General features: G+C 68.9%; 9 protein-coding genes and 1 pseudogene. 6 read left to right on the top strand and 4 right to left on the bottom strand.

The window, feature by feature from the left end:
- Window positions 1–215: 215 nt before the first annotated feature.
- Window positions 216–1697, top strand: coding sequence for a sodium:glutamate symporter (locus ABZ717_RS04195; RefSeq protein ID WP_358505313.1), 1482 nt, complete (start codon window positions 216–218; stop codon window positions 1695–1697).
- Window positions 1698–1732: 35 nt separating this feature from the next.
- Here the strand turns inward: ABZ717_RS04195 and ABZ717_RS04190 are convergent, their stop codons facing one another.
- Both ABZ717_RS04190 and ABZ717_RS04185 read right to left on the bottom strand, forming a co-directional pair.
- Window positions 1733–3118, bottom strand: coding sequence for a hypothetical protein (locus tag ABZ717_RS04190; RefSeq protein ID WP_358505310.1), 1386 nt, complete (start codon window positions 3116–3118; stop codon window positions 1733–1735).
- A gap of 241 nt (window positions 3119–3359) precedes the next feature.
- On the bottom strand, window positions 3360–4097 hold the full coding sequence (locus ABZ717_RS04185) for an SDR family oxidoreductase (protein ID WP_358505307.1): 738 nt from the start codon (window positions 4095–4097) through the stop codon (window positions 3360–3362).
- Between the two features lie 575 nt (window positions 4098–4672).
- Here ABZ717_RS04185 and ABZ717_RS04180 point away from each other — a divergent pair.
- A complete protein-coding gene (locus ABZ717_RS04180) occupies window positions 4673–6496 on the top strand; it encodes a choline/carnitine O-acyltransferase (protein ID WP_358505304.1) in 1824 nt (607 codons plus the stop codon).
- Window positions 6497–6643: 147 nt separating this feature from the next.
- On the opposite strand, the gene ABZ717_RS04175 is transcribed toward ABZ717_RS04180, so the two are convergent.
- Window positions 6644–7894, bottom strand: coding sequence for a hypothetical protein (locus ABZ717_RS04175; protein ID WP_358505301.1), 1251 nt, complete (start codon window positions 7892–7894; stop codon window positions 6644–6646).
- A gap of 579 nt (window positions 7895–8473) precedes the next feature.
- Between ABZ717_RS04175 and ABZ717_RS04170 the strand changes: the two genes are divergently transcribed.
- Together ABZ717_RS04170 and ABZ717_RS04165 are read left to right on the top strand one after the other, a co-directional pair.
- Window positions 8474–8959, top strand: a complete 486-nt coding sequence (locus ABZ717_RS04170; RefSeq protein ID WP_358505298.1) for a GNAT family N-acetyltransferase — start codon at window positions 8474–8476, stop codon at window positions 8957–8959.
- Window positions 8956–9432: pseudogene (locus ABZ717_RS04165) on the top strand (amidase family protein); the annotation flags it as partial. The gene ABZ717_RS04170 and the pseudogene ABZ717_RS04165, both read left to right, overlap by 4 nt.
- A 73-nt stretch (window positions 9433–9505) precedes the next feature.
- Here ABZ717_RS04165 and ABZ717_RS04160 read toward each other — a convergent pair.
- Entirely contained in the window at window positions 9506–10981 is a 1476-nt protein-coding gene (locus ABZ717_RS04160; RefSeq protein WP_358505295.1) for a hypothetical protein, read from the bottom strand.
- A gap of 517 nt (window positions 10982–11498) precedes the next feature.
- Here ABZ717_RS04160 and ABZ717_RS04155 point away from each other — a divergent pair.
- Window positions 11499–12716, top strand: a complete 1218-nt coding sequence (locus ABZ717_RS04155) for an FxsB family cyclophane-forming radical SAM/SPASM peptide maturase (protein ID WP_358505292.1) — start codon at window positions 11499–11501, stop codon at window positions 12714–12716.
- The gene (locus ABZ717_RS04150) at window positions 12717–14030 is read left to right on the top strand and encodes an HEXXH motif domain-containing protein (protein ID WP_358505289.1); all 1314 of its coding nucleotides are present in this window, start codon (window positions 12717–12719) and stop codon (window positions 14028–14030) included.
- Window positions 14031–14069: the final 39 nt, after the last annotated feature.

Here is a 14069-nt window from a genome sequence, read left to right as displayed (position 1 = left end):
CTCCAAGCGCGAAGTGGGCGAGTCCTGGCGATCCCATCACCGTGTGTAAGATTCCCGGGTGTTCGCGTCAGCCGAGTCACTGACACATGCGACCTACCTCCCAGCCCCGACCCCTGCGCGGGTGGACCACGTGCCGAGCCACGCGTGTGTCCGCGTGCCAGGGGTACACGTCCGCCCCGTACCGTTCCTCCTCGGGGCCGTTCCGAGAGGTGGATATGTCCCCTGACACCGTTGGCCTCGCACTCCTGCTCCTCGGGTTGTTGCTGCTGGTCTCCAAGCTGATCCGGGTCAAGTGGAAGCTCACCCAGAAGCTCTACCTGCCCGGCTCGATCATCGGCGGCGGCATCGCCCTGTTGCTCGGCCCCGACGTCCTCGGCTGGGCGATGGGCCTGCTCGCGGACCAGGGCATCGCGGTGGGACTCGCCGACCGCGTGGCCGAGGGCGGCCTGTTCGGTGTGGATGTCATGTCGGTCTGGTCGGCCCTGCCCGGCCTGCTCATCTCGGTGGTCTTCGCCAGCCTCTTCCTCGGTAAACGACTGCCGAAGCTGCGCGAGGCCGTCGACCTGGCCGGCCCCAACCTGGCCTTCGGTATCACCGTGGCCAGCGGCCAGTACGTGATCGGTATCCTCCTGGCCCTGCTGGTCCTGGTGCCCTTCCTCGACGTTCCGGTGATCTCCGGAGCGCTCATCGAGATCGGGTTCCTGGGCGGTCACGGAACCGCCGCCGGACTCGGCACCACCTTCGAACAGGTCGGCTGGGCCGAGGGTCAGGACCTCGCACTGGGCATGGCCACCGTCGGCCTGCTCTCCGGGGTCATCATCGGCATCGTCCTCATCAACTGGGGCGTGCGTCACGGCAAGACCTCGGTGATCAGCGCCGACAACAAGGGCACCGACCGTGAACAGGCCGGTCTGATCGAGCGGGCCAACCGCACCGCCGGTTCGACGATGACCGTGCACCCCTCGTCCATGGACCCCCTGACCCTGCACTTCGGTCTGGTGGCGGTCGCCGTCATCATCGGTCAGCTGATCCTGTCCGGACTGCAATGGCTGGAGCAGGCACTGTGGGCCGAGACCATCGAGGTCATGGCGTACGTGCCGCTGTTCCCACTGGCCATGATCGGCGGCATCCTCGTCCAGATGGTCATCGACCGCTTCGACCGCAACGACATCGTCGACGAACGCTCCGTGGAGCGGATCCAGGGCCTGTCCTTGGACGTGCTCATCATCGCCGCCATGGCGACGCTGTCACTGCAGGCCATCGCCGACAACATCCTCACCTTCGCGGTCCTGGCGATCGCCGGCATCCTGTGGTGTCTGTTCGCCTTCCTCTTCCTGGCGCCGCGCATGATGCCGAACTTCTGGTTCGAGCGCGGCATCGGCGAGTTCGGTCAGTCGATGGGCGTGACGGCCACCGGCATGGTGTTGATGCGCGTGGTGGACCCGGAAGTACGTACCCCCGCCTACCCGGCGTTCGGATACAAACAGCTCATCTTCGAACCCTTCTTCGGCGGTGGACTGGTCACCGCGGCGGCCATCCCGTTGATGGTCAGCCCACTGGTGGGCCCCTGGGGATTCCTGGGCATCATGGTGGCGACCATGGCCGTCGCACTCTTCTTCGGACTGGTGGTCCTGCGCCGCCGAGACCGAAGGGTGCGACAGGCCGCGACCGAAAAACGAGGGAAGGCCACGGTGTAGCGTCCGATCGGGTGCCGGAGGTGGTCGCCCACGCCTCAGGGCGGGTGCGGCGCGCGAGCCCGAGCGGCCCTCGCCCGCGCCGCCACCTCCGGATCGGGATGGTGACTGCCCAGAGCCCGCAGGACCTCACGGGTATCGGGATGCTCCGGGTCCCAGAGCCGGTCGACGTCATCGAACAGGTGTCGGTCGATGCCCTCGGCGGCCTCCGAGACCAGGAAGGACCGCATCCCGGACTCGCCCAGGGCGGAGGCCGCGGCGAACACGTCGATGGCCGTCCAATGCCCGAACCGGGCGCTCAACGACTCGCGTTCCTCCTGCGGGAGCATGTGCGAGGACAACAACACCACCGAGGCCAGACCCGCCACCGTGGGATCGGGCTCGACCAACAACCGACGCAGACGCTGACCGATGCGTGAACTGATCAGGCCCAGGACCAAGGCGGCGTTCCAACGACGCAGTGCCCTCCCCGGCCCGGCACAGACCGCGACGATCTCCCTCAGCGTCTCCTCGGGCGCGCGGGAGTCCGACCACGAGGTGAGCCCGACGAGCTGGCCATCGGGGGAGAACGTGGCCAACGCGTCCAAGAAGGCACCCGCGTCGAGCCGCACGAACTCATCGAGCAGAGGAGCCGGACGGCCACTCGCCAACAGGATCTGCCGTATCCCGTACCGGCCCAGGTCGGTGAGTTCCGCCCAGAGCGGGTCGGTCCGATGATCGCGAGGAACGTCCTTGGGCGCCCTGGGAGTGCTGTGCCCGACCTCGACCGCGCCGGAATCGCGTAGCTCCCACGCTCCGCGAGCGAGCCTGGCGGTGCTGCGCCCCGGGCACACCATCGGCAGATGGATCTCCTCCTGAGCGGTCACGACCTCCTGGGTCAGCATGCGCAGCGGGACACGAGCACCATTGGGGGACTCGTACAGGCGTCCCAGAGCTGTGTCGGGTGAGATACCGGCGACCTCCCGCAGTGAACGCTCCACGCACTCACGGAAACCGAGCACCCACCAGCGCAGGACCTGTTCGGGGGCGCGCACCCGGCGGTCCAGATCCTGAGCGGGCCGTGCCTGGCCCGTTTCGCACTGGACCAGCCCCAACCTCAGGGCGGCGCGCCAGGACCGGATGAAACGGTGTGCCTGTTCGGGGGAGTCGATCCGCCGCAGCCACTCGTCCCGGCGATGGGGATCCCGGCACAGGTGATGGGGCCAAAGACCGAACCTGCGGATCGCGTCGCGGGTGTCGTCCAGATCCGGCAGACCGTGCACGTCGACGTGGGTGATGGGGCCGCACCAGCGGGCCAGATCCAGGGCGTCGCCCAACAACGGGGTCGCCAAGGCGGACCGGGCCAGTTCCCGGGGCGGTCGCAGGGACACCGGTCGGGCGGCGAAGCGATGGTGGGCCGACGCGTCCGAGTGGTGCGATGACATTCCTGCCCCCGAGTCCTGGTGTCTCGAACTCCCTTTCTCTCCCTTGTACAGCGCCTCGCCATGTCCGTGTGGTGGTTTCGCCGACATAGTGGCGACGAAAGCGATAGAAGCGGGGTTTGGGGCATGACGCATCGGGCCCTTCGCCGTGACCCCTTGGGATCGGCGGCCGGCCGCCGACCTCCGTGGCCCACGGTCAGGGCCCGCCCGGGACGCACCCGAGGACCAACACCAATGGGACGGATCAGTGCAGGTACGAGGCCCCGTTCAGATCCAGGACGGAACCCGAGGCCCACTCCGCCTCGGGTGAGGCCAGGAACAGCACGGCCGCGGCGACCTCCTCGGGGGTGGCCACCCGCCCGAAGGGGCTCTGCGCGCGCACCTGGTCGGTGACCCGGTGAGCCACCCGCTCGGTCGCGACGAAACCCGGGGCGACGGACGCCACGCCGATCCCGTGCGGAGCCAGTGCCACGGCCAGGGACTGGCCCATCGCGTGCAAGGCGGCCTTGCTCGCACCGTAGGCCGGGTGCTCCGGCTCCCCCTTGAACGCACCCCGAGAGCCGATGTTGACGATGCGTCCGCGCACCCCCTGGTCGATCATGTGTCGGGCGGCCCGATGACCGATGTGGGCCGCGCCCAGGACGTTGACGTCCAGGGTTCGGCGCCACACCGTCACCCACTCATCGAAGGGCGTCTCGGCGATCGGGTGGGGCAGGTTCACGGCCGCGTTGTTGACCAGGACGTCCAGCCCTCCGAGTCGTTCCAGGACCGTCTCGACCAGTTCGGACGCGGCGGTCGGCTCGCTCAGGTCGGCGCAGACCAGTACGTGGCCGACACCGGGCAGCGACCGGAGCGTCTCCTCGGCGCCCTCCCGGTTTGAGCCGTAGTGCACGGCGACCCGATCGCCCGCGTCGGCGAAGGCGATGGCGATCGCGCGACCGATACCTCGCGCGGCACCGGTGACCAGGACGTGACGACTCATGAACGGACCCTTCGACGAAGACGACGGAGCATCGAGGCTACCCACCTCCGGTGATCGACGGTTTCCGGAATCGAAGCCGGGAAGCGAAGGCGTGGGACACGCCGGGAACACCACTCGAAGCCCCGTCCTCGTAGGCGATCCCGCCCACAACGCAGTGGTTACCGAACAGTAGACTCGCGCCGCGATCACAACGGCTGGTCCAACCCCCGTGGAGGCGACAAGGTCAACCACCCGTGGCTGAAGCCACAGGCTTGCGGGCCGGCGCCCCCGGACTCGCCGAGTCCCACCTCGAACACCTTCCCGAACCTTCTACCGCCGATGGGCGCCCCCGTACACGGTGATGCGCCCATGGACCGACGGCTCGGGCACGGACGACACGACCACCCTCGCCCGAAGCACCGGGATCGACCGGTGACACCCGACCGGGAAGACGCCTCCCAGTGCCGCCCAGGACCCCAAGACACCGAGCGCCCGGTAGGGCCCACCGCCGACCACACACGAGATCCCGTCCCGACGACCCACGGAGCATCTGCACACGCTCGGCCCTCACCGTCGAAAACGAAAGCGAGACCCCCATGACCGACCCCCATCGACCCGGCACCTTCGCCCACGACGACGACCTTCCCCGGCTGCCATTGCCGGCGCTCAGAGACAGCGCGCAGCGGTTCCTGCGCTGGTGCGAACCTTTGTTGGACAGCGCGCAGTTCACCGCCACAGAGACCGCGGTGGAGGAGTTCCTGAGCCCGGAGAGCCCAGCCTGGGCACTGCATTCCGAACTGGAACGCGTCGACGCGAGCCAGGACTCACAAACCTGGCTGGACGACTACTGGCCGAGCCAGTACCTCGGCGCTCGGGGCCGGGTCGCACTGGACGTCAACTACTTCTTCCTGCTCACCGACCGCGAAGGCGACCAGTGCGAACGCGCGGCGGACCTGCTGGCCGCAGCCGTGGACTTCAAGCGGCGCGTCGACGCCGAAGAGGTGCCCCCGGAGGCGCCACGTGGGCGGCCCCAATCGATGGAACAGCTCAAACGCCTCTTCGGTACGACCCGTATCCCAGGCGAGATGATGGACACCGTCCGCACCCCCTACAGCCCCGAACACCCCGGGCCTTCGCGGGCAAGACACATCATCGTGTTCACCCACGGGCACATGTTCTCCTTCGACGTGCTCGACCCCGACGGTCGCCCCCACACCCCTGACGAGCTGACCACAGGGTTGCGCGAGCTGCTCGCGACCGTGTCGGAACAGACCGCCCCGGGGCAGTCGGTCGGCCACCTGACCACCAAGGACCGGACCAAGTGGGCTCGCAGCAGGTACGCGCTGCTCGAGATCGACTCAGCCAACCTCGTGGCACTGGAGACCGTGGAGACCGCGCTGCTGTGCCTGACCCTGGAGGGGGACACCCCCACCGACGACCGGGCCGCGGCCGCCCGGCTCCTGCACGGTGACAGCGCGAACCGCTGGTTCGACAAGGTCCTCGGCTTCGTGGTCTTCCCCAACGGTCGGGCCGGTCTCAACTGCGAGCACAGCACACTGGACGGCACCACGGCCGCCTCCTTCCTCAACGCGATCGATGCCTTCTCGGCACCGGAGCGCACCGGCACCGACAGTGGTCGCGTACCCGGGTTCGCTCCGGTGGAGTTCGTCCTCGACGAAGCGCTGCGCGCCGACATCCGTGAGTCCGGTGAGGCCTTCGCCGACTACGCGGCCCAAGGCGTCAACGCCACGTTCAGCAGCCGTGATTTCAACAGTGAACGCGCCAAGGCGCTCGGCGTATCACCCGACGCCTTCATCCAACTGGCCTTCCAACTCGCCCACCAGCGTGCCAAGGGACGACCGGGCGCCACCTACGAGTCGATCTCCAGCCGGCAGTACCACTACGGCCGCACCGAGTCGATGCGTGTGATCACCCCCGAGTCGGTCGCCTTCGTCGAGGCGATGGAGGACCCGGACGCGGACGCGGGCACCCGCGAGGCCGCGGCCCGAGCCGCCGCTCGCGAGCACTCGGCGCGCGCCAAGGGCTGCCAGGTCGGTGAGGGGCCCGAACGGCACTTGTGGACGCTCGAACTCATACGCAGGGACCGTGGTGCCGCGCTCGGAGCCGAGACACCGATGGCCCTGTACGACAGCCCGGGCTGGCGGATCATGCGTTCGGACCACCTGTCCACCAGTTCGGTGCCCTGCCGGTCGGTGAACCTGTGGGGGTTCGGCTCGACCGGCCCCGACTGCATCGGCATCGGGTACATCCTGCTGCCGGAGCGGATCGACCTCCACCTGCACGCTCCGCGAAGCCTGGCCGAGGTGCAGGAGCGCTTCGTCCAAGAACTGGGCGGTGCCTTCGAGGAGCTGGCGGGACTGTTGGCCGACGAGTCGACCATGAGCACGGCCCGGAACTGATCCTTGGCCCCATGGTGTTCACCGTCCGGTGGTTCGAAGCGTGGGCTTCGGACCACCGGACGGCGGGACGTGCGCCCTTCCCTGCCCCGCCGGTCTGCCGGTCAGGGCAGGGAAGGGTGGCAGCGCGTGCGCCGCACCGAGATGGACCTACCCGTTGTAGAACACGGGTGTGCGGCGGGCGGCGCGGGCCGGACGCGGCCCCAACGCGCCCAGGGCGATCGCACTGAGCACGCTGTCCGCGGCCGGATGGCCCGACCCCCACATCAACTTCGTGACGGTCTCCGGATCGCGCCAGAGCTCGCGATCCTCCGGCAACGGCAGTCCCGAATCCACCCGCACGGCGTAGGTGTCGAGCACGGCCATCACCAGTTGCGTGATCCGGACCCGCCCGGTCCGATGCCGGGCGTGCGCCACCCAACCACCCAGGACCGGGTGATCGCGGTAGGTGTCCAGTACTTCGTCGGCCTCGGGCCCCACCCCGCGAAGCACCCGGAAGGCGTGCACACGCAGCCGCCAGTCCGCGGGGTCGGTACAGGCCGCCAACAGCGACCGGGCCGCCTCTCGCGCACAACGCTCGGCGACCCACTCCGCGCCCATCGTCTCGATGTCGACCGACCGTGAGTCCCACAGGAGCAGCAAAAGCGCCCGCGCCGAGAGATCGCAGACCCGCGGATGCTCCAACAGCGGTTCGTCCCGCTCGTGTCGACGACGGGCCATGCCGTGGTCACCCAACCGGGTGATGCGCACCTGGCCGTTCGGGAGGGGCTCAACGGCCCCTGAACGGATCAGGGAGTGCACCGCCGCAGGGACACCTTCGACATCGTCGAGTTCGTGCGCCAACCCCTCCAAGGACCGACCACGGCCGGAGGTGAAGAGGATGTCCAGTACACGAAGAGCCGGATCAGGGCCCGCCAGGACCGGAAGGGCCCGCGACCAGGCCCGCACGAGGCGCTCATCGTCACACCAGATCTCCATGGCGTCCTCGGGCAGGACATCGGAGGCGCTCGTGTACAGGAATCCGGCACGCAGCGCCGCTTCGAACACTCGCGGGATCTCCTTGGGGGTCAAACCCAGCTCGGCGGCCGCCCGGCTCCGGTCCTCGGCGCGGAACCGCTCGGGCCCGCCCCCTCGGACAAGGGGCACCGCCGAACCCACCCACGAGGTCAACCGCAACGCGTCGATCAGGCCAGGGCAACTCCGCGCCTGAAGAGCCGCCTGACCCACCGGTACCAGACGGATGGTCAGTGGACCCTCATCGCGGGTCTGGGGACGCCACCGAAGGTCGACTTCCTCGTCCGACGAGGACATGGTCTCCCCGACGGACGAGTCGAAGGGTTCTCCCCGCTGATCGGACGTTTCGAGAGTGCTTCGGTCCATCGGCGCGGAGGTGGTGTCCACGGTGACCTCCTTGAGCGGTTCACGATGATGTCGACCGGTCGCCGGGGCGGGGATCCGATCGGTCTTGGAACGATCACCGGTCGGCCGCCACATCGCCCTCCGCGTACAGCCATCACTCTCGCCGCGCAGGGGGACGCCCATCCCACAACGGGGCCGACCGGTAGGAGAGGTCTTGGCCCCGTCGTACCGCCGGCACATATCGCTCATCGCGGTACTCGGGGGCCTGGTCCTGGGCGGCGGTTCTTCGGGGACGCCGTGCCTCGAAACCCGCCCGAGGCCCTTCGGGCCTGGAGGGGTGAGGGTGGGACGAGGTTGAAGGAACTCGTTCAGGGTGCGCAACCCCTCCTCGACGACGAGGGAGAGCAGGTACGGAATGGTGCCTCGAAGTAGGCGGAAGCGGACGGGTTCGACGATGGTCATGGCGCCCCACGGGAAGTAGGTGTCGGGATGGTCGTGCCCCCATCGTCGGTGAAATCGGAGAAATCCGCAGAAGGCCTGTGGATAACCTGGTTTTCCCAGGTCAGGGGGGCAAGGGAAAAATGGAGGCGGCGACCGGAACGACTCTGCTTCAATACCGGAATGATGATTCGCACCGCGCTGCCCTCCGAGCACACCGTGATCGGAGACCTGAGGGTTCGGGCCTACCGGGACCAGAGCCTGTTGGACACCGGCCCCTCCTACGCCGACACCTTGCGCGAACTGGGGTGGGACGCCCCGGACGAGGTCATGGCGGCCGTGGAGGGTGACACCGTGTTGGGCACGGTCGTGTACGTGCCCTGGGGGCCGCGCTGTGAGGCGGCGCGAGGGCCACGGGAGGCCGAGATCAGGGCCTTCGCCGTCGCTCCTGAAGCACAACGCCGCGGAATCGGCGCCGCCCTGGTCAAAGCCGTGATCGAACGCGCCGAACGTGACGGGCTCGATCGTCTGGTGTTGTCCACCCAGCAGATCATGATCGGTGCCCGACGCCTGTACGAGACGCACGGTTTCACCCGACTGCCCGAGCGTGACTGGTCCCCGATTCCCGCCGTGGACCTTCTCGTCTACGCCCGGAACCTGAGGGGATGAACGACCCGCGCCCGGACGAGTACGCCGAACTGGACTCCACCGCCCTGGCGGCGACGCTACGGGCCGGGGAGGCCTCACCGGCCGAGGTGGAGTCCGCGGCCAGGGAGTCCCTGACCCGGGCCCACACCGAACTCAACGCCCTGACCCGGCCGTTGTTCGAACCGGCGCTGTCCCATGACCCCCACGGACCCTTGGCCGGGGTGCCCTTCGTGATCAAGGACAGCGGCCCAGTGGCCCGAGGCGTGCCCTTCACCTTGGGCAGCCGGGCCCTGCGCGGCGCGTCGGCCGCCGTGGACCAGGAGGTGATGGCCCGTTTCCGTAAGGCCGGCCTGGTGACGCTGGGCCGGAGCACCGCACCGGAACTGGGGCTGAGCTTCGCCACCGAGTCGGTGCTGTACGGACCCACCCGCAACCCGTGGGACCCCGGACTCGGGGTCGGCGGATCCAGCGGTGGATCGCCGGCCCTGGTGAGCGGAGGCTCGTGCGCCCCGCATCGTGGTTTCGCCTACGGAGCGTGGCGGGTCCCGCCTTATCTGCTCTGGCGGGTCAGTGGCTCGACTCCGACTCCCAGTGCGGACTCGACTCCATGTAGGGCTGACCTTCGGTTCCGAAAGGGAACCCGTACCCACCGTCGGGGTCTTCGGGGAACTCGTGCTCATCAGCGAAGTCGAAGCAGGACTCGTCCTCGAACCGGTCCACACCGGCTCTGACGAAGGGCGACGGTGAGGGATCACGGGGTTCCGAGGAATCGGCCCGCCGCACGGCATCGGTCAGACGCGAGTCCTGACCGGCATACTCCAGGACGGTACCGCCCCGAGGGCGGTCGGTCATGGAACGAACGAAGTCCTCGGGATCATCCGGTGACAAACCGGCGGCGAGAAGTTCACGAGCGGCCTCGGACGGTTCCCGGCCCGCCGACCACTGATCCAGCAGGGGCTCGATGTCGATCGGCCGAGCCGCTGCCGCCAATCCCAGGAGTTCGGTGGAACTCAGCTCCGTGACCGGTGGTGTGGCGGGTACCTCGACCCCACAGGCGCTCAATCGGCGGGCGACGCAGTGGTCGCCCAACCCCGTGATCAGGTGCCGACCGTCGTCGGTCGCCGTCACCGCCCCCAGCTCGGTCAGGACCTCCAACACCCGGGGCAGATACGACTCCGGGTCCGGTTCGGCGCACACGTGGACCAGTTCGTCCGGAGACAGTGCCCTCCCGGTGAGGAAGAGTTCGCCGAGTACCAGGAAGGGTGTGGCCCCGGGCCGGGCGGTCATGCTGGACAGGGCATCGGCCCAGGCGTCGGCGATCGCACCCGGGGTCCTTCCCACCCACGAGTGCGCCGCCGGTCCAGGGCGGGCGTGCAGATAGTCGGTGCGCACCAGGCCCGCGGCGCGGGCGACGGAGAACAGGAACGGGATCTCGCCGGAGGGGACGTCCAGGACCCGGGCCGCCTCGGCGGTGTCGTTCTCGCCGAGAGCGTCGTGCTCGGTGTAGGGGCGAAGCAGAGCCTGCGGGTCCATCCACGCGGACAGTCGCGCGGCCAGGTGCAAGGTGGGGCACGCTCCGGCGCGGATGTCCAGGTCGGCCACGGGCGTGGGCAGGTAGGGGCGCGGTGGTTCGGGGTTCTCGGTCTCCCCATACCCCAGGCGTTCCAGGAGAGGGGCGGCGACCTCCGGTGGCGCCTCGGAGTCCGGCTCGGCGTGATCGGATCGGCTCAGGTCGACCTTCTCGATCGCCGTGCGCAGCCGGCGCGGGGTCTCGGTCGACACCAGGCGTGCGTCGGTGACCAGGTGGTCGCACCAGCTGAGCCAGGTCTCACGGATCAGTTCGGGCAACCGGTCGCGGTGACGGAGCAGGGTCGCCACCTCGTGGACGTCGTCCACGGTCCAGTCACCGGGATCGGTGGCGCCCGTGTCCTGGTGGGCGCTGAGTAGGAGTACCAGTGCCTCGATGTGCAGGGTGGGAGGTTCCTTGACGGTGTGCGCCCAGTCGATGCAGGCGGAGATGGCGGAGAGAAGGCGCTCAGTCATTAGATCTTCACCCAAAGTGACGGGGGTGGCCGAAACGGCATCAGACTAGCCGCACGCGGGGTCCTCGTAGGGGCAAACGTGGAAACCGGTGCCGACCCCGTACGCCCGACATGCCTGTTCGGGCGGTCGCACGGTTCGTGGAGGAACGGTTCGCCATTCCTCGCGGTCGCGGATCGTCATAACGAAGGTGGGTGAAAACCCTGAAAGGGATGGCGAAAGATCCTGGTTCGGGACGTGAGTAGGAAAGGGCTCGCTACCGCGTCGCGGGGTCGGGTAATCATCGAAGTGCCGGCCGGTATCGGCCATGGGGTGGAGTTCGTCGGCCAAGACACTGTCTCGGCCCGTCGCAGGATGAACCTGGACGGATCGGGCGTAAAGGACAGATTGGCGCTACCGGAAGGCGTGGATGGACTACCCACCGGTGAGGTTTGTGGATACCCCATGAGAGTACGTATTCCGGTAAATGCGATGATCAATCGTATTTCGCGCGTGCCCTCACCATAGGAGGACCCCCGGCGTGACAAGGAGTACCGGATCGGAAAGACCCACCGAATGGCCCGAAGACATGGACGTCGACGAACTTCTCGGCCAGGGATGGCGTCCCACACCCTTTCGCGAGTTCATCCTCAAGATCCACAGTCGCTGCAACCTCGCCTGCGACTACTGCTACATGTACGAGATGGCCGACCAGGGTTGGCGCTCCCAACCCAGACGCATGGCCAAGCCCACCGTCGACCGGGTCGCCGGACGCATCGCCGAACACGCCCGCACCCACGGCCGTGACCGTGTCGACGTCGTCCTGCACGGCGGCGAACCCCTGTTGGTGGGCCCCGACCACCTGAGGTACGTCGCCGAGTCGTTGCGCAAGGCCTGTGACCCCGACGTGCAGGTCGCCCTGCGCATGCAGACCAACGGCGTGCTCATCGACCGGCACTACCTCGACCTGTTCGAGGAGTTCGGTATCCGGGTCGGTGTCAGCATCGACGGCGCGCGCGAGGACCACGACCGGCACCGCACCCGCGCCAACGGACGTGGCAGCCACGCCGAGGTACAGACCGGCATCGAACGCCTCAACACCCGCGACCGCCGCCTGTTGTCCGGACTGCTCACCACCGTCGACCTGGAATCGGACCCCGTCGCCACCTTCGAGCACCTGATCGGGTACGGCCCACCCGGCATCGACTTCCTCCTGCCGCACGGCCACTGGGACGAGCCGCCACCGGGATGGTCGCCCACCGAACCCCACTACGGTCGCTGGATGGCAGCGGTGTTCGACCGTTGGTACGGCGCACCCGAACGCGAGACCAACGTCCGCATGTTCAATGAGATCATCCGCTTGCTCTTGGGCGGTCCCTCCCGTGCCGAGAGCATCGGGCTCTCACCGGCCGCGCTGGTGGTCGTTGAGACCGACGGAAGCGTCGAACAGGTCGACAGTCTCAAGTCCGCCTTCGAGGGGGCCGCGCACACCCCCTTGCACACCTTCACCCACCCCTTCGAGGACGCCCTCTACCTGCCCTCGGTGGCCGCCCGCCAGATCGGCGCCCGTGCCCTGAGTCCCACCTGCGCCGCCTGCCCACTGGCCAAGGTGTGCGGCGGCGGGCTCTACCCGCACCGCTACCGCTCCGGCCATGGCTTCCTCAACCCCTCGGTCTACTGCGCCGACCTCTACCACCTGATCACCCACATCCACCGGACCGTGGCCGCGGACGTGGCCCGGATCAGGAAGGAACTCTAGATGCCGGGACCGGTCCCCGACCCGCTGTTCGACGACCTGGCCCGAGGCTCAGGTGGGCGGGCCGCCGCCGTCCACCTGTGCTCCGCGCAGTACGGCAAGCACCTGCTCCTGCTGCGTCGCGTCGTGGACGTCGCCCACGAGACGGGGCACCCCGGGGCCGTACACGCCCGGGACGCCTACGAACTGCTGGCCCGCGCCCAACAACACGCGCCCGACCCGGTCGCGCGGTTGTTGCGCACCCCCACCGTCGGAGTATGGGCACGCCGTACCGCCCTGGCCCTGGCCGGTCACCGCGCCGAACCCGCCCGCGTCGAGGCGCTGTCCGCGCTCGCCGCGGCGGCGGCCCTGCGCGCCGGCTTGGACGCCCGAGTCGAGGTCCCCCTGGACGGCCCGACCGTTCCACTGCCCTCCCTGGGACGTGCCCTGGTCGGCGATGCACCCTCCGCGCTGGTGGAGATCGTCGACGGACGGGCCGCCATCGGGGTGGCGGGCCGGTCCGAGGTGGAGGTCCCCGAGGACCCGCACGAGGACGCCCCCGGATGGCACGCCCTACGAAGACTCGCGGCCGAACACCGAGGTCGGCGACTCGAACTGCTCTTGGACGATCAGGACCCGGACCGCATGCCCGGTACCGACCTGATCGCCCGGCGCCTGGACGCGGAGGAACTGTGCTGGTGGCGAGGCACCCTGCAGCAGGCCTGGGAGTCGCTGGTGGACCATCACTGGACCATCGCGGAGGAGACGTCGACCATCGTCACCACACTCACCCCCATCACCGCGCCGGGCGGCAAGGTGCACACCAGCGCCACGGCCCGGCACGCCTTCGGGAACCTGGGGTTGTCCCGTCCCACCGGGCCGGTGCCGTTCGCGCTCACCTTCGCGCACGAGGTCCAGCACGCCAAGCTCACAGCCCTGCTCGACCTGGTCGACCTGACCCTGCCCGAGGATGGGAGCCGCTACTACGCGCCCTGGCGCCCCGACCCTCGCCCCGCCTCTGGATTGCTGCAGGGTGTGTACGCCCATCTGGGCGTGGCCGGGTTCTGGCGCCGGTACCGGCATGTCACCGAAGGGGAGGAGGCGCGTCGCGCCCATGTGGACTTCGCGCATTGGCGCCGCTCCACGGTCGACGCGGCCCGCGTCTTGGCCGACTCGGGGCGGCTCACCACCGACGGCAAGCGCTTTCTCGCCTTGACCGACCACACCCTGCGGGAGTGGCTGGACGATCCGGTCCCGGACTCGGCCGAACGCGCCGCGCAGGACACGGCCCGCCGCCACCTGGACCGGTGGCGCGCCCGCAACGGGACCTCGGGCTGAGGCCCGAGGTCCCGCAGTAGAGCGGGGCCTCAGGGCTGG

Source organism: Nocardiopsis sp. NPDC006832, assembly GCF_040635885.1.
Lineage (GTDB): Bacteria > Actinomycetota > Actinomycetes > Streptosporangiales > Streptosporangiaceae > Nocardiopsis.
Note: the sequence above shows the minus strand (reverse complement) of the source record. Positions and strands in the feature narration are given on the sequence as shown.